This window comes from Rhizobium leguminosarum bv. trifolii WSM2297, assembly GCF_000271845.1.
In genome coordinates this window covers 1,505,056-1,520,772 of the sequence record NZ_JH719393.1, presented here as the reverse complement: position 1 = coordinate 1,520,772, position 15,717 = coordinate 1,505,056, and the positions used below count along the sequence as shown (strand labels likewise).

18 protein-coding genes and 2 pseudogenes are annotated in these 15,717 nt (G+C 61.5%); 16 read left to right on the top strand and 4 right to left on the bottom strand.

The genetic code is table 11. From position 1 onward, the window contains the following. Positions 1–10 precede the first annotated feature (10 nt). From RLEG4DRAFT_RS61400 to RLEG4DRAFT_RS61365, 8 genes are read left to right on the top strand one after another with little or no spacing between them, the layout of a single operon-like run. Complete coding sequence (locus tag RLEG4DRAFT_RS61400) at positions 11–1,141, top strand: ABC transporter permease (protein ID WP_003576334.1); 1,131 nt, start codon at positions 11–13, stop codon at positions 1,139–1,141. Continuing rightward, positions 1,141–2,067: an ABC transporter permease gene (locus tag RLEG4DRAFT_RS61395; RefSeq protein WP_003576336.1), complete on the top strand. Its 927-nt coding sequence runs from the start codon at positions 1,141–1,143 to the stop codon at positions 2,065–2,067. Before RLEG4DRAFT_RS61400 ends, RLEG4DRAFT_RS61395 begins: the two co-directional genes overlap by 1 nt. A 15-nt stretch (positions 2,068–2,082) precedes the next feature. Beyond that, complete coding sequence (locus RLEG4DRAFT_RS61390; RefSeq protein ID WP_003576337.1) at positions 2,083–3,099, top strand: formamidase; 1,017 nt, start codon at positions 2,083–2,085, stop codon at positions 3,097–3,099. Positions 3,100–3,109: 10 nt separating this feature from the next. Next, positions 3,110–3,811, top strand: a complete 702-nt coding sequence (biuH, locus tag RLEG4DRAFT_RS61385) for a biuret amidohydrolase (RefSeq protein ID WP_003576339.1) — start codon at positions 3,110–3,112, stop codon at positions 3,809–3,811. Next, on the top strand, positions 3,811–4,866 hold the full coding sequence (locus tag RLEG4DRAFT_RS61380) for a ring-opening amidohydrolase (RefSeq protein WP_003576341.1): 1,056 nt from the start codon (positions 3,811–3,813) through the stop codon (positions 4,864–4,866). Before biuH ends, RLEG4DRAFT_RS61380 begins: the two co-directional genes overlap by 1 nt. A 1-nt stretch (position 4,867) precedes the next feature. Continuing rightward, positions 4,868–6,418 (top strand): ABC transporter ATP-binding protein, encoded by a 1,551-nt coding sequence (locus RLEG4DRAFT_RS61375; protein WP_003576343.1) that lies wholly within the window; start codon positions 4,868–4,870, stop codon positions 6,416–6,418. Beyond that, positions 6,418–7,086 (top strand): cysteine hydrolase family protein, encoded by a 669-nt coding sequence (locus RLEG4DRAFT_RS61370; RefSeq protein WP_003576345.1) that lies wholly within the window; start codon positions 6,418–6,420, stop codon positions 7,084–7,086. Before RLEG4DRAFT_RS61375 ends, RLEG4DRAFT_RS61370 begins: the two co-directional genes overlap by 1 nt. Continuing rightward, positions 7,079–7,432 (top strand): cupin domain-containing protein, encoded by a 354-nt coding sequence (locus tag RLEG4DRAFT_RS61365; protein WP_003576346.1) that lies wholly within the window; start codon positions 7,079–7,081, stop codon positions 7,430–7,432. The genes RLEG4DRAFT_RS61370 and RLEG4DRAFT_RS61365 overlap by 8 nt, the downstream gene beginning before the upstream one ends. Positions 7,433–7,587: 155 nt before the next feature. Here RLEG4DRAFT_RS61365 and RLEG4DRAFT_RS61360 read toward each other — a convergent pair whose 3' ends face one another. After that, the gene (locus RLEG4DRAFT_RS61360) at positions 7,588–7,740 is read right to left on the bottom strand and encodes a DsbA family protein (RefSeq protein WP_171898185.1); all 153 of its coding nucleotides are present in this window, start codon (positions 7,738–7,740) and stop codon (positions 7,588–7,590) included. 92 nt (positions 7,741–7,832) lie between these two features. Here RLEG4DRAFT_RS61360 and RLEG4DRAFT_RS61355 point away from each other — a divergent pair. The 3 genes and pseudogenes from RLEG4DRAFT_RS61355 to rsgA form a co-directional block, all read left to right on the top strand. Further along, a pseudogene (locus RLEG4DRAFT_RS61355) lies at positions 7,833–8,048 on the top strand (pyridoxamine 5'-phosphate oxidase family protein); the annotation flags it as partial. Between the two features lie 230 nt (positions 8,049–8,278). Continuing rightward, positions 8,279–8,455, top strand: coding sequence for a hypothetical protein (locus tag RLEG4DRAFT_RS61350; protein ID WP_003576347.1), 177 nt, complete (start codon positions 8,279–8,281; stop codon positions 8,453–8,455). 64 nt (positions 8,456–8,519) lie between these two features. Further along, positions 8,520–9,542 (top strand): ribosome small subunit-dependent GTPase A, encoded by a 1,023-nt coding sequence (gene rsgA, locus RLEG4DRAFT_RS61345; RefSeq protein ID WP_003576348.1) that lies wholly within the window; start codon positions 8,520–8,522, stop codon positions 9,540–9,542. A gap of 102 nt (positions 9,543–9,644) precedes the next feature. Here the strand turns inward: rsgA and RLEG4DRAFT_RS61340 are convergent, their stop codons facing one another. Together RLEG4DRAFT_RS61340 and RLEG4DRAFT_RS61335 are read right to left on the bottom strand one after the other, a co-directional pair. Beyond that, positions 9,645–9,881: a hypothetical protein gene (locus RLEG4DRAFT_RS61340; RefSeq protein WP_003576349.1), complete on the bottom strand. Its 237-nt coding sequence runs from the start codon at positions 9,879–9,881 to the stop codon at positions 9,645–9,647. Positions 9,882–10,210: 329 nt separating this feature from the next. Then, the gene (locus RLEG4DRAFT_RS61335; protein WP_003576350.1) at positions 10,211–11,137 is read right to left on the bottom strand and encodes a LysR family transcriptional regulator; all 927 of its coding nucleotides are present in this window, start codon (positions 11,135–11,137) and stop codon (positions 10,211–10,213) included. Positions 11,138–11,355: 218 nt separating this feature from the next. Between RLEG4DRAFT_RS61335 and RLEG4DRAFT_RS61330 the strand changes: the two genes are divergently transcribed. The 5 genes from RLEG4DRAFT_RS61330 to RLEG4DRAFT_RS61310 all read left to right on the top strand — a co-directional run bounded on the left by RLEG4DRAFT_RS61330 (position 11,356) and on the right by RLEG4DRAFT_RS61310 (position 14,728). After that, complete coding sequence (locus RLEG4DRAFT_RS61330; RefSeq protein ID WP_003576351.1) at positions 11,356–12,090, top strand: SDR family NAD(P)-dependent oxidoreductase; 735 nt, start codon at positions 11,356–11,358, stop codon at positions 12,088–12,090. 50 nt (positions 12,091–12,140) lie between these two features. Then, the gene (locus RLEG4DRAFT_RS61325; protein ID WP_003576352.1) at positions 12,141–12,893 is read left to right on the top strand and encodes an SDR family NAD(P)-dependent oxidoreductase; all 753 of its coding nucleotides are present in this window, start codon (positions 12,141–12,143) and stop codon (positions 12,891–12,893) included. A gap of 31 nt (positions 12,894–12,924) precedes the next feature. After that, complete coding sequence (locus RLEG4DRAFT_RS61320) at positions 12,925–13,527, top strand: NADPH-dependent F420 reductase (RefSeq protein WP_003576353.1); 603 nt, start codon at positions 12,925–12,927, stop codon at positions 13,525–13,527. Positions 13,528–13,576: 49 nt separating this feature from the next. Beyond that, a complete protein-coding gene (locus tag RLEG4DRAFT_RS61315) occupies positions 13,577–13,990 on the top strand; it encodes a nuclear transport factor 2 family protein (RefSeq protein ID WP_003576354.1) in 414 nt (137 codons plus the stop codon). 105 nt (positions 13,991–14,095) lie between these two features. Further along, positions 14,096–14,728 (top strand): class I SAM-dependent methyltransferase, encoded by a 633-nt coding sequence (locus RLEG4DRAFT_RS61310; RefSeq protein WP_003576355.1) that lies wholly within the window; start codon positions 14,096–14,098, stop codon positions 14,726–14,728. Between the two features lie 355 nt (positions 14,729–15,083). Here the strand turns inward: RLEG4DRAFT_RS61310 and RLEG4DRAFT_RS61305 are convergent. Beyond that, positions 15,084–15,459, bottom strand: a pseudogene (locus tag RLEG4DRAFT_RS61305) (VOC family protein). Positions 15,460–15,717 lie beyond the last annotated feature (258 nt).

Sequence of the window (15,717 nt, the reverse complement as noted above, 5' to 3'; positions counted from 1 at the left end):
GAGAAGCGCCATGACCGTCGAGGCCAATGATCCCGCAATATCAATTGCTTCAGAAAAGGCTTTTTCGTTGCGCCCGGTTCTCGAATGGATCGCGCGGCGAGCCGAACCTGTTGTCATCGGCCTTGCGGCCATCCTGATTGGTCTGGCGCTCTTCTCCCTTTTCATCCTGGCGGTTGGCAAGTCGCCGGCCACCCTCTTCCAGCTGATGTATACCGGCGGCTTCGGCAGCTGGTTTTCCGTCCAGAACAGTTTAAGCCGCGCCGCACCCCTTCTCCTGACGGCGCTCTGCGTCGCCCTGCCCGCCCGTCTCGGCCTCGTCATCATCGGCGGGGAAGGAGCGGTCGTGCTGGGCGGCGTTGCGGCGGCGGCGATCGCCTTGCCGATCGTCGGCACGCTTCCGCCGCTCGTGGCGCTCATGCTGATGGGCATCGCCGCCATGGTGATCGGCGGCATCTGGATCGGCCTTGCCGGTTTCCTGCGCCATTACCGCGGCGTCAACGAAACCATCTCCTCGTTGCTGCTTGCCTATATCGCCATTGCGCTAATGAACCAGTTCGTCGAGGGGCTGCTGCGCGATCCCGCAAGCCTCAACAAACCGTCGACCAAACCACTGCCGCCGGAATACATGCTCGGCAACATTCCCGGCATGGACGTGCATTGGGGCCTCGTCATCGGCATCGTTGCCTGCATCCTCTCCTGGATCCTGATCGAGGTGACGAGTTTTGGCTTCGCCGCCCGCATCGCCGGCGGCAATGTCCGCGCCGCCCAAATCCAGGGCCTGCCCGTCGGTCGCTTGATCGCTGGCTTTACGGCGATTGCCGGCAGCTTCGCCGGGCTTGCCGGCATGGTCGAGGTCGCAGCCGTCCAGGGCAGCGCCAATGCCTCGCTCGCGGCAGGTTATGGTTATACCGGCATCCTCGTCGCCTTCCTCGCCAGGCACAATCCGCTGGCGATCATCCCGGTCGCGATCCTGCTCGGCGGTATCGATGCCTCGGGTGGCCTCATCCAGCGCCGCATGGGTCTGCCGGATGCAACGGTGCTGGTGCTTCAGGGCGCGCTCTTCATCGTCATCCTCTTCTGCGAGACCTTCTACGGGCGCTTCAAGATCTTCAATCCCGACCTCTGGAAAAGGAGCCTCTGATGGAAGAGACAGGTATCGGCCTCTGGGGCGTGCCCCTCGCCATCCTTGCAGGCGCCATCCGCGTTTCGACACCCTTTATCTTCGTCAGCCTCGGCGAGACGATCACCGAGCGCTCCGGGCGCATCAATCTCGGCCTCGAAGGCACATTGGTCTTCGGCGCCATGACAGCCTATGCGGTCGCCGTGATGAGCAATTCGCCCTGGCTTGGGGTCCTTGCCGCCATGGCGACGGGCGCGGTCTTCGGCCTTGTCCACGGCTGGATCTGCAAATGGCCGAAGGTCAACGACATCGCCATCGGCATCGCCATGATGCAGTTCGGCCTCGGCCTTGCCTTCTTTCTCGGGAAGTCCTTCATCCAGCCGGCCGCACCGCATCTGCCGGCGATCCCGCTCGGCTTCTGGTCTGATATGCCGCAGATCCAGGCGGCCCTGAACATCAACGTGCTCTTCGTGATCGGCGCGGTGCTTGCCTTCGTGCTTCGCTGGGCCTTCAAGAACACCCGCATCGGCCTGATCCTGCGCGTTGTCGGCGACAGCACCGATGCGGCGCGCGCCATGGGCATCGATCCGGATCTCGTCCGCCTTCTCGCAACCGCCGTCGGTGGTTCGCTGGCGGCGATCGGCGGCGCTTATCTGTCGCTCTACTATCCCGGCTCCTGGAATGAGGGCATCTCCTCCGGCCAGGGCTTGATGGCCGTGGCGCTCGTCATCTTCGCTCGCTGGAACCCGATCGGCTGCTTCCTCGCCGCCCTGCTTTTCGGCGGCGCCGGTGCGCTTGGTCCTGCACTGCAATCGGTCGGCGTCACCCAAGGTTATTACCTCTTCTACGCCGCACCTTACGTGCTCACCCTCGTGATCATGATCGCCACCTCCTCGCCCACCCGCTCGCTGTCAGGCGCGCCGGGCGCGCTGTCGCTGACGAAATAAATAAGGAAAGACGCCATGAACGGCCTCGGCGGATTGAACAAATCGGAGCATGGTGTCGGCATCGGCCTCGTCCAGCTGCAATTGCCGAATACCGTCACCAAAGCTGATCTCAACAGGCAGACCCAGGTGATCGTCGATCTGGTCGGCAAAGCGCGGCGCAACCAGCCGGGCATGGATCTGGTTGTCTTCCCGGAATATGCCCTGCACGGCCTGTCGATGGACATCAATCCCGAAATCATGTGCACGCTCGACGGCCCGGAGGTCGCGGCCTTCAAGAAGGCCTGCCGCGACAACCGCATCTGGGGCTGCTTCTCGATCATGGAGCTCAATCCCGGCGGCATGCCCTATAATTCCGGCATCGTCATCGACGATACCGGCGAGTTGAAGCTCTATTACCGCAAGATGCACCCCTGGGTGCCGGTCGAGCCCTGGGAGCCCGGTAATCTCGGCATCCCTGTTATCGATGGTCCGAAGGGCGCCAAGCTGGCGCTGATCATCTGCCATGACGGCATGTTCCCCGAGATGGCGCGCGAGTGCGCCTATAAGGGTGCCGAAATCATGATCCGCACCGCCGGTTATACCGCGCCGATCCGCGAGAGCTGGAAGTTCACCAACCAGTCGAACGCCTTCTGCAATCTTATGGTCACCGCCAGCGTCTGCATGTGCGGCACGGACGGCACTTTCGACAGCATGGGCGAAGGCATGATCTGCAACTTCGACGGCACGATCATCGCCCATGGCACATCGGGCCGCATCAACGAGATCATTACCGCCGAGGTTCGACCCGACCTCGCGCGCGAGGCGCGCCGCGGATGGGGCGTCGAGAACAACATCTATCAGTTTGGCCATCGCGGCTACGTCGCCGTTTCCGGCGGCGCCGGCGACGCGCCCTACACCTACATGCACGACCTCGTCGCCGGGCGATATCGCCTGCCCTGGGAAGACGAGGTCAAGGTGACGGACGGCACGTCCTGCGGCTTCGACAGGCCGGTGCGCCGCTATGGCGAGACATTCAAACTTGCTGGCGAATAGGAGAGACAGGATGGACGCGATGGTCGAGACCAAAGGGCACTATATCAACGCCGACCCCTATCCCTGGCCCTATAACGGCGATCTGAGGCCGGAGAATACAGCGCTGATCATCATCGACATGCAGACGGATTTCTGCGGCAAGGGCGGCTATGTCGATCACATGGGCTACGACCTGTCGCTGGTCCAGGCGCCGATCGAGCCGATCAAGAAGGTACTGACCATGATGCGCGCCAAGGGCTATCACATCATCCACACGCGCGAAGGCCATCGCCCCGATCTCGCCGACCTGCCGGCCAACAAGCGCTGGCGCTCGCAGCGCATCGGCGCCGGCATCGGCGATCCCGGTCCCTGCGGCCGCATCCTGACCCGTGGCGAGCCCGGCTGGGACATCATCCCGGAGCTCTACCCGATCGAGGGCGAGGTGATCATCGACAAACCGGGCAAGGGCTCCTTCTGCGCCACCGATCTGGAATTGATCCTCAGCCAGAAGCGCATCGAAAACATCATCCTGACCGGTATCACCACCGATGTCTGCGTCTCCACCACCATGCGCGAGGCGAACGACCGCGGCTTCGAATGCCTGCTGCTCGAGGATTGCTGCGGCGCCACCGACTATGGCAATCACCTCGCCGCCATCAAGATGGTCAAGATGCAGGGCGGGGTATTCGGCTCGGTCTCCAATTCCGCGGCCCTGGTCGAGGCGCTGCCCTGATGCCGTCATTGCGTGCCCATGTCTTTCGCGTGCCGGCCGACGGCCCCGATGACGTCGCCGGCGTCGAGGCGCTCTTTGCCGGCGGCCTTCCGGCCAACAATGTCGTCGCCGTTCTCGGCAAGACGGAAGGCAACGGCTGCGTCAATGATTTTACTCGCGGATATGCCACGCGCAGCTTCGAGACATTGTTCGGCAGGCATGGCGTCGACGGTGTCTCGATCGTCATGTCCGGCGGCACCGAAGGTGCGCTCTCGCCGCATTGGACGGTTTTTGCGCGTGAAACCGTAGAGGTCCCGGGCGAACGGGCGCTGGCCATTGGTGTGTCGCGTACCCCCGCGCTGCCCTTTGAACATCTCGGGCGGCGGGAACAGATCCTGCTCGTTGCCGAAGGCGTGAGGTCCGCGATGAAGGATGCCGGCATCGATGATCCCGCCGATGTCCATTTCGTGCAGATCAAGTGCCCGCTGCTCACCTCGCGCCGGATTGCCGAGGCCGAGGGCGCAGGCAGGACGGTCGCAACCCGCGACACGCTGAAATCCATGGGCCTCTCGCGCGGTGCTTCGGCTCTCGGCGTCGCCGTAGCACTCGGCGAGGTCGATGCGGCATCGATCGGCGATGCCGACATCTGCACACGTTTCGATCTCTTTTCCCGCTGCGCCTCGACATCAGCCGGCGTCGAACTCACCGATCACGAGATCATCGTCCTCGGCATGAGCGCAAAATGGTCCGGTCCGTTGTCGATCGACCACGCCGTCATGCGGGATGCGATCGACGCGCTCTCCGTCACGAAAGCCCGCGAACGCCTGCCGGAAAACAGCCGGCTGGCGGCGGTTCTCGCCAAGGCCGAGCCGGACCCGTCCGGCAGGGTCGGCGGCCGGCGTCACACGATGCTCGACGACTCCGATATCGCCGGCACCCGCCATGCCCGTGCCTTCGTCGGCGGCGTTCTCGCGGGCATCTTCGGCATTACCGATCTCTATGTGTCCGGCGGCGCCGAACACCAGGGGCCGCCCGGCGGCGGTCCTGTCGCCATCATCGTCGAAAAGGAGCAATGAAGTGAGCACCGTCCGCGATACGCCTCTCCCGCAAGCTGGCAAGGCCGTCGGCATCGAGACGCTCGATATGACCATGCGTTTCGGCAGCTTCACCGCGCTCGACCACGTCTCGATCAACATTCCGGCCGGCACCTTCCATGCGCTTCTCGGCGAAAATGGCGCCGGCAAGTCGACCCTCGTCAAATGCATCATGGGCTTCTATCACCAGACCTTTGGCTCGCTCTCGGTCGACGGCCGCGAAGTCGCCGTCGCCTCGCCGAAGGATGCGGCGACCTATGGCCTCGGCATGGTCTATCAGCATTTCACCCTTGTGCCTTCGCTGACCGGCGCCGAAAACCTTGTCATCAGCCGCACCGAAGTGCCCGCCATCATCAACTGGGCAAAGGAGCGCAAGGACCTCGCGGCCTTCATGGAGCGTATGCCCTTTCAGATTCCGCTCGACCGGCCGGTGAGCGAGCTTGCCGCCGGCGAAAAGCAGAAGCTGGAGATCGTCAAACAGCTCTACCTCGGCCGCAGCTTCCTCGTGCTCGACGAGCCGACGTCGGTGCTCACGCCTGCCGAGGCCGATGAAATGCTCGGCCTGGTTCGCGCCATGACCGAACGCGGCGAACTGACGGTGCTAATGATCAGCCATAAATTTCACGAGGTGACGAAATTCGCCGACGCAGTGTCGATCCTGCGCCGCGGCAAGCTTGTCGGGTCCGGCAGGGTCGGCGACCTCTCGACATCGGATATGGCAGCCATGATGATCGGCGACGTCAAGCTTGCCGAACTCGACACCCGCGTAGCGGTCGGCGATACGGCCAAACCGGTGCTGAAGGTCGAGCGCGTCAAGGCGCCGGATCGATCCGGCCTCAAGACCATCGAGATCGACAATCTGACGGTCCGCTCCGGCGAGATCGTCGGCATTGCCGGCATTTCGGGAAACGGCCAGAAGGAACTGACCGAAATCCTCGCCGGCCAGCGCCCCGCCGTCACGGGCATGGTGAGCGTGAACGGCGAAGCCTATGGCGCCACGCGGCCGGAAACGCGCCGGAACAATGTCCGCTTCATTCCGGAGGAACCGCTGCAGAATGCCTGCGCCCCGCGCATGACCGTCAGCGAGAATCTCGCCTTCCGCACCTTCGACCTGAAGGAGGATGGCAAGGATGCGATCTGGCTCAACAAAGGCCGGATGAAGAAGAGCGCCACCTCGCTGATCTCCGATTTCAAGGTGAAGACCGCGTCTTCGTCCTCGCCGATAGCGGCGCTATCAGGCGGCAACGTCCAGCGCGCCGTGCTCGCCCGTGAACTGACGGGAGAAGTCGATCTGCTGATCGTCTCCAATCCCTGCTTCGGCCTTGATTTCTCCGCCGTCGCCGAAATTCGCGCCCGCATCATGCGCGCCCGCAATGCCGGCACCGCCGTGCTGCTGCTGTCGGAGGACCTGGACGAGTTGCTCGAAATGTCCGACCGGATCATCGTCATTTCCGAAGGCAAGCTGGTTTACGAGACACCGGCACGGTCGGCCGATATCGGCGTGATCGGCGCGCATATGGCAGGGCATCACTGATGGTGAAGATCAAAGCCGAACCCTTCGCCTTTGCGGTGAAGCACGATCAGCTCGCGCTTATCGTCATCGACATGCAGCGTGATTTTGCCGAGCCCGGCGGCTTTGGCGCCAGTCTCGGCAACGACGTCAGCCGAATCACCCGGATTGTGCCTGACGTCAAACGGCTCATCCAGGGCTTCCGTTATGCCGGGCTGCCGGTCATCCACACGATGGAATGCCACAGGCCCGATCTTTCGGATCTGCCGTCGGCGAAACGCAACCGTGGCAATCCCGCGCTTCGCATCGGCGACAAAGGCCCCATGGGCCGTATCCTCATCTCCGGCGAGCCCGGCACCGGGATTTTGCCGGAGCTTGCTCCGATCAAAGGCGAAACGGTCATAGAAAAACCCGGCAAGGGCGGCTTCTACGCGACCGAGCTCGATGCGATCCTGCAGCAGAAAGGCATCACGCAGCTCGTCTTTGCCGGCGTCACGACCGAGGTCTGCGTGCAGACAACCATGCGTGAGGCCAACGACCGCGGTTACGAATGCCTGCTCGCCGAGGAGGCGACGGAAAGCTATTTTCCGGAGTTCAAGGCCGCAGCAATCGCCATGATCCGCGCCCAGGGGGCGATCGTCGGCTGGACGGCCCATGTCGACGACATCCTGGAAAGCATCGCCCATGCCTGAAACCACCCGTGAACTGCTGACCTCGGGTGGCTGGAGGGATCTGGAGTTCGGCCCCTTCCGCGATCAGGTGACGATCCACTGGATCCGACCGTTTGAGGGCGATCAGCCGGGCGTCGCGCTCTTGAAATACGAAGCCGGCGCCGGCGTCCCCCGCCATCGGCATGAGGGGCTGGAGACCATTCTCGTCCTTGATGGCGTTCAATCCGACGAAACGGGCGACTACGGCCGCGGCAGTTATGTGGTCAACGCATCTGGCACCGAACACTCGGTCTGGAGCGACACCGGTTGTGTCGTCCTCATCCAATGGGATCGGCCTGTGACCATACTGGGAGAGGAAGCAGAATGAATTCGGCGCCCGGCACCGGTGGTCAGGTGACAGTCTGCTGGGACAATCTGGCAGCTAACATCATGTGAATGGTTCCTTGCGATGGGCATCTGATTGCGATGCCAATTAGAGCGATAAGGCATCGACGACCGCCGTCCTCAGCCGACGAGCATCGCTCAAGCGGCGGCGAGGATTGCCTCATTAATCGCCGATAAAAGTGCGCCGCCGCCGTAGGGGCCGTCGTGCCGCGCCCCGTTGATGAAGAACGTCGGCGTACCATTGACGCCGCTTCGAACGCCGCCGATGAAATCCTCCCGGACCTTTTCCACAAAAGTACCGGACGCTAAGGCGTCGCGCAGTGCGATTTGGTGAGAGCTTGAGTTCTGCGGCGAGCGCGACGAGAAGCGAGACGCTCAATCGGGACATAGTTTTCGACGCCAGCTATCGAGCAAAGGCGGAGCGGATTTTGCGGCTCAGACTGGAGGCCTTCGATTGGAATTGCCCGCAGCATATCACGCCTTGCTACACCGAACCGGAAATCGAGACGGCGGTAACACTCTTGCGTGACCGGTTGACGCAACTGGAAGAAGAGAATGCAGAATTACGTGCTCGGTTCAACGCACTTGGAGCACAATGATGGACACGACAAGTCCGCCTCGGGCACCTTTTCGGATCGCCTCCACAGCGGAAAAGATTGGTCTTGCCGAGGACGGCTGGAATAGCCGTAACCCCAAAGGGCTCTAGCTCTGCCCGCAGCCGGCATGCTAGTCCCATGGCTAAACACCCGATAGATCACTGGCCGCTGAGCATGAACTGTCGGGCATCATTTTCAGAGTACAGAAATCTCGGACCAGACTGGAGAGCTTGATGGGTTGGAAAACACCGAAGATTGAATACGTGAACGGTTATAAGATTGTTGAAGTTGATGGGCCGGTCTTCAAGGTCTACAACGGCGATTGTCAGCTCGGAGATGATTTCCCCTATTCCGGCGAGGCTGCGGCTTACGCAACCTCGTTGCCAAAACGCGATCATCCACGCAGGTAGGCGAGAAGCCCTGGAAAATGATCTAAAATCCTTTATGGCAGCCTAACCGAATGCGGAACGAAAATTGACCAGTTCCAACCTTTCTTCATCGCTGAAACTGCTAGGGTGGTCTGAATTCTTCGCGGATCAGGTCCAAACCGGCGAAGCACACCTCGTCCCCAGACGGATCGCATCAGTTCACCGGGCGCGCATCGAGGCGATCGATGTCACGGGGCCCGTCGGACTGACGCTTCCAGCCAACTCCAACAGTGCTGACTACGCGGTGGGCGACTGGGTTCTTGTGGATCCGCTTACCGACATGCTTGTCGGCCGTCTCGAGCGAAAAAGCGTCTTTCAACGACGCTCGGAAGGCGGACGTGGCCATCAACTTCTTGCCGCCAACGTCGATTCCCTACTCATTGTGACCTCGTGCAACGCAGATTTCAATCTTGCTCGGCTGGAACGCTACCTGATCATGGCCAACCAAGCCGGTAGCAACCCGGTGATCGTACTGACGAAGGCTGACACCGCCGACGATGCTGGCGTGTTCCAGGCGCAAGCCGAGACTCTGCAGCGTGACTTGCCTGTCATCGCCGTGAACGGGCGCTCCGCGGACGCCGTTGCCCTGTTGAGGCCCTGGTGCGGTGTTGGCCAGACGGTTGCGCTGGTGGGATCCTCCGGTGTCGGAAAATCGACACTGGTAAACACCATGACTGGGCCTGAATCTGACACAAAGCAGAAAACCGGGACTATCCGCGAATACGACGCGCAGGGTCGACACACTACTACGGCGCGATCGCTGCATGCTATTTCAGGCGGCGGCTGGGTCATAGATACCCCGGGAATAAGAACGCTCTACCTAAGTGATGTCACCAACGGTATAGACACTCTCTTTGCGGAAATAGCCGAACTGGCGCCGCTTTGCCGGTTTCGCGATTGTACACATGCCCACGAACCCGGGTGCGCGGTTCAGGCCGCTGTCTCAAGCGGTGCCCTGGTCCCCGATCGCTTGGAACGTTGGCGGGCTCTCCTTCGAGAAAATCGCGACCGAACACCGGTCTTAAGCGGGCCCCGTGGCAACAAGATCGTTCGCAAGAAGAAATATTGAAAGTTTTGAGCGTTTGAGCAGGGCCTCATCGGCGCGGGCCACGATCCCCCGCCTTGATGAATTGGCTCGGCGGGATCACCGCGTCAGGATTCAGTGATCGTATTAGCGGTCAAGAAGAGGAACCTGAAAGCGGCCGCTTCCGCTCGTAAGGGGTATGTCTTTGAACAACCGCGATATGAGGCGCGGTCGCAATCCTTGCCTCTCATCGATGAGGAGAAATGACATCCTCTTTATCTCGATCGTGATCACGCCTTCATTGTCATGGCGACGATAATTCCTGGAATCGATCGCAAGGAATCCGTTTTCCACCGCCCAGGCGGCTATCATATCCGCGTTCATCAAGGTCCTGCTTTAGGAGATGTGGACGTGCTTCTCTCGCTGTCCCGCTCATGCAAATCGCTTTGCAGTCCTACGGATACCGCAACTGAAACGCTCTAATCCAACCAAATCCGTGCAAGATCAAAGTTCCCGCTCAGGTGTTGCGAGAAAGACTCGCAGCACTCGGTACGAGTCCGACGTGGCCCCGCCGTTTCGTGCTGTTGGAGGGAATCGAACCAATGATCCTGTTGTTGCTATTTCGATCCTCCCTCCGCAATGCGCTTCGATTTCACGCAGAGCGGCCGCTCCGCAGCCTGTCCCCTTGAGAAGCCAATCCAACAGCAATTTCTCTAGCCCATTTGTGGCGTTGGCACGGGACGTTCAGCCGCGTCTATGGACCGCCCGGCGAGGAGCGGAGCATACGCGGCGAGCCGGTAGGAAATGAACTCTGTGAAAAGCCGCACGCGCTTCGTCTTGCGTGTCTCCCCCTGCGTGAGAAGCCAGATCGTCGCAGGTGATTTCAAATCGATGCCCGGGACTTTCGCCAGCAGGTGATCGGCATCTCCGACGAAACAGGGCAGTTTGGTCATGCCTATCCCTTGCCTTGCCGCATCGATCTGCGCATCGGCGTCCGGCGTCCTGAACGGAACCCCTGTAGCGCGAACCTCCCCTTGGTCGACCCAGTCCGGAAGAGCCTGACCGCCGATGACGATGGGCCGGATTGGATCCGGCGCACCCGCACGCCACGCCGCCAGTCTATCGCGGGACATATAAACACCCGCAAGCAGATCCGGACCTTTCAGGCCATGAAGATTGAGCGGCAGGGTCTTGCGATTGGAGACCATCCGGATCGCCACATCCGCCTCCCGGTTGGTCAGATTCACGACCTCGCCGGTCGATACGATCTCCATCTCGATGTCCGGATGCAGACGGGCAAAATCGGCGATATCCGGCATGAGCAGGTGTGTCGCAAGGAACGGGGGCAGCGTCACCCGCAGAAGCCCGCGTACGCTCTGATCGCGCCCGAGGACGCGCGTCTCCAGTTGGTGCGACGAGGCTTCCATCTGGTTCGCGAACTCCAGAACCTCCTCGCCCGCGGCCGTCAGGCGGTAGCCCGAAGGTAGCTTTTCGAACATCTGCGCCCCGAGGCGATCCTCGAGCTGGGCAATGCGCCGCAGCACGGTCGCGTGGTTCACGGCCAGACGTTTAGCGGCAGCCCGCACTGAGCCGCCACGCGCGGCGGCAAGAAAGTAGCGAACGTCATCCCAGTCGATCATGGTCCATTCCCGCGCCGCATGGGGCGGCTTCCGAAGACCAGGCTACCATGGATCGCGCGCGATCGTCGCTGCGTTCAATCACGTAGGTGGATCGTTTTCGCACCACGGATACGCGCGATTGCGCACTCACCGCCTGGCGCCGGCGAACCCATATCGAGGCTATCGGAGGGTGTCTCCGCAAAGCGATGACCCGAGACGCGACACAAGGAATGCATGACATGACCAGACTGAATGGAAAGACCGCCGTGATCACGGGCGGCGCCACCGGTATCGGCCTCGCCGCTGCAAGGCGCTTCATCGAGGAGGGTGCCTTCGTCTTCATCTACGGCCGTCGGCAGCAAGCACTCGATGCGGCTGTGGCCGAGCTCGGCCCCAACGCCCGCGCGGTGAAGGGCTCGGTCTCAGATGAGGACGACCTTGATCGGCTCTACGCGGCGGTGAATGCCGAGCGCGGAACGCTTGACGTCATCTTCGCCAATGCCGGGGCCGGGAGCCCGCTTCCTCTCGGCCAGATCACCGCTAAGCATATCCAAGATACTTTCGACACCAATGTGAAGGGCACGATCTTCACAGTCCAGAAGGCGTTGCCGCTGATGGGTCCAGGCGGTTCGATCATCCTCACCGGATCGAGCGCCGGCACCACGGGTGCCGCCGGTTTCACCGCCTACAGCGCCAGCAAGGCGGCAGTGCGCAATCTCGCGCGCACCTGGGCGGAGGACCTGAAGGGCACAGGCATCCGGGTCAACGTGCTGTCGCCCGGCGCGACGGCGACAGAACTTGCAAAGGAAGCGCTCGGAGAGGACGGCCAGAAGGCCTACGGCGCGATGACTCCGCTCCAGCGCATGGCAGATCCGGCGGAGATCGCGGCGGCTGCCGCCTTCCTCGCGTCGGACGACAGCAGCTTCATGACCGCCAGCGAAGTCGCCGTCGATGGCGGCCTGGCCCAACTCTGACCCCGGCACGGCTCCGTGCCTAGCTCACACACAACGAAGGACAAAATATTATGAAACCACTCGAAGGTAAAATCGCCGTCATCACGGGCGGAAGCAGCGGGATTGGCTTGGCCACAGCCAAGCGTTTCGTGGAAGAAAGTGCGCAGGTCGTGATCATTGGGCGACGCGAGAAAGTCTTACAAGAGGCCGCGGCCCTTATCGGGAAAAACGTGACAACAGTAGTGGGCGACGTCTCGCGCCTGGAAGACCTGGACCGGCTCTATGCCACCGTGAAGGAGAAACATGGTCACATCGACATTCTCTTCGCAAACGCGGGTGCAGGCACGGTCGCGCCGCTCGCGGCAGCGACTGAGGCCCATTTTGACCAGACCTTCGATGTGAACGTGAAGGGTCTGTTCTTTACGGTGCAGAAGGCCCTTCCTCTCTTCAAGGACGGCGGTTCGATCATTCTGAACTCGTCGGTCTCGAATGTGATGGGGCTGCCAGCGTTCAGCGCCTACGCAGCAAGCAAGGCGGCTGTTCGCAGCTTCTCGCGGTCCTGGACCCAGGAGCTGAAGGATCGCAATATCCGCGTCAACACGATGAGCCCCGGCGCGATCGAGACTCCCGCCTTGGCGACAACGACCGGCCTCACCGCTGAGCAAGCCGAGGAGGCGGTCGCCCAGTTTGCGTCACAGATCCCAATGGGCCGCAGGGGCAAGCCAGAGGAAATCGCAGCTGCACTCACGTTCCTTGCCTCCGATGAAAGCTCCTACGTCACCGGTATAGATCTCGCCGTCGATGGTGGTTGGGCGCAGGTCTGAACCGGCGCCAACACAGGATCGGAGAAGCATTATGAGCTATGCAATTATTGGCTTAGGCAATATCGGCCGAGCTTTGGCCAAAGCGTTTTCCCGCAAGGGCATCGAAGTATCTGTCGCAACCAGGCGGGACCCGGAAAGCTTTGCAGCTGATGCGGCCGCGATCGGGCCCAAGGTCATAGCCAAAACCCTGGCGGAGGCCGTCAAGGCGGACGTCATCTTTTTGGCTGTCCGCTTCGAGGCGCACCCGGATGTCGCAAGGGCGCTCTCCAACTGGGATGGCAAGATCATCATCGATGTGACCAATGCCTACGGCGTGCCCCCTGAGGAGCTGGGAGAACAGCCTTCTTCCAAGGCCGTCGCGCAAGCCTTTTCTGGCGCAAGGCTGGTCAAGGGCTTCAACCATTTGATCGCCGCCTCCCTTGCCCAAGATCCAGCCGCGCATGGCGGCAGGCGAGTTGTGTTCCTGGCGAGCGACGACGACGCTGCCGCAGACGAGATTGGCGCGCTCGCGGAAAATCTCGGCTTCGCGCCGATCAAGCTTGGCGGGCTGTCGGAGGGCGGCCTGCTGGTCCAGGCGCGCGGAAAGAGCTGGGGTCATCTGATCTTCAAGAATCTGGTCAAGTTCGACGGATAAAACGACAGCCCCGCCGACAGGACCACGATGTACGGATGGAGACGTTCCCATGAGTATTGAAAAAAACATCCAGACCGTGAAGGACTTCTTCACTGCGATCGGCCGGGGCGACAAGGAGGCTCTGCTGGCGCTGGTCGCGGAAGATTTCGAGTGGATCATTCCGGGCAAGGACTGGCCGCTGGCCGGCACCTACCGGGGGCACGCGGGGCTGGCAGATTTGCTGGAGACGGCATCCAGGTCGATGGAAACCTCCACGGAGCCCCGGGAGTTTGTCGCACAAGGAGACCGGGTTCTCGTCGTCGGCTTCGCCAGCGGGAAGGTCAAAATCACGAACAAGCCGTTCGAGGACGACTGGATCTTTTCCATCACGGTCCGGGACGGCAGACTGGCCAGCATCCGGGAATATGTCGACACGCAAGCGCTGGCCCGGGCCTCGCAGATGGACGCTTCCGGGCCCACGTAGCGCAAGTCTTCTGCAACCATCAGCTTTCGCCGAAGGTGAATGAGCCGCGGATCGCCGTCTCGCGTGCCGCGCGCTCGTCAAATACCCAACCGTAAAGGAGATCCGATGTACGACCAATCCAAACTATCCGAGTTAATCCGGTTCGCACGCATTGATGCGGGTGCCACCGTCATCGACGTTTACCCAGGCGACGGCGACTGGACGCGCCTGTTCTCCGACATCGTCGGACCCGAAGGTCAAGTCACCAGCTTCGTGCCGGCCGAAGTCGCGCACTTCAAGAACGATCCGGTCGGCCTCATGCGAACGCTCGCGCAAGAGCCAGGCCTGGAAAACGTCGAAGCCGTCTCAGCGGACCTCGTGGCAATGCCGGACGTCACTCAGCCAGCTGATGTCCTGTGGCTGCACCTGTTCTACCACGATCTCCACACCGCGCTGATGCGGGCCAAGGGCGCGACGGCGGCCGACTTCAATCGAGCTGTCTACGAGCGGCTGAAGCCCGGTGGATTCTACGTCATCGTCGATCACGCCGCCGCCGCCGGAGCCGGCACAGGTGATGCCCAGTCACTGCATCGCATCGACCCTGCCTCCGTGCGCGAGGAGGTAGAGGATGCCGGCTTCGTACTGGATGGGGAAAGCACCCTGCTCGCGAACAGGAACGATCCACACGCGATCAAGGTCTTTGATCCCTTAATCAAGGGCGAGACCGATCGCTTCGCATATCGGTTTGTGAAGCCCTGAAGCTCAAGTCGACCACCCGAGGACGTCGGGATACTGCTCAACTGCGCCAGTCTGCGGCAACGTTTGCGTTCGGAACTCGCTGGAGAGCCTGCAAAGGTCAAGCTTGGGGGCGCGAAAGAGACCTCGGCCTAAAGCCGCATTCGGGCCCTTCGCGGCCGTTCGAGGTCGATTCGAGAAACGCGCGACATGTTTTCACCGCGTCGTGTCCGCTTTTGCAGCAACGGCGACCGGTGGCTCGATGACCGCTAGGAGCCCGATGCCGCCATGACGAGGTCCGCCCGAAGCAGACATTCCCAAGCCTATTTGCCGCTTGAGCATCGATCACTATGGCCACCAAGCACTGAATGACGCTGTTTCATCTCGTCGGCTGAGACCGCGCGGTCAATTTATTTCCGTCAGGATCGCGAAGGTATGCGACAAATGACCCGTTCGGACGCTCTGCGGGCGGGCTCTCGATTGCCGTGCCGCCATGCGCTGTACCGGCGGCATGCCACGCGAGAACATGGTCGCGGCTCGCGACGGCTATACCGATAGTCCCGCCGTTAGCCGCGGTTGCAGGTTTGCCGTCGATCGGTTGGGTAATCATCAGCCGACCGCCGTCGTGGGCATAGATCAGCCTGCCTCGCGCATCCATCTCGCCGAGATTGCCCCCCCAATGCAGCGAATGTGGCGTCGTAGAAGCTTCTGGCTCGCTCCAAATCGTTGCTTCCAATCATGACGTGAGTGAACATGCTTCATCTCCAGAAAAATACCCAATGGATCCCACCAAGGCTAACCTAATCTAGCTATGGGGCAGCAGCAAAACTCACGATTAAAGTCGCACTTGTTTTCCGGACTTTTGCACATCGCAGACTAGGGCGCTTCGCGCCGGCCGCAATGTCCCGCATTGGCGCAAACCTGTCGTTGAGATCGCAGCAAGTTTCAGCGCGGGACGCGGGAGCGGATGCGTGGTCTTGCGCGGACTCGAACTCCAGGCACCATATTTGTCT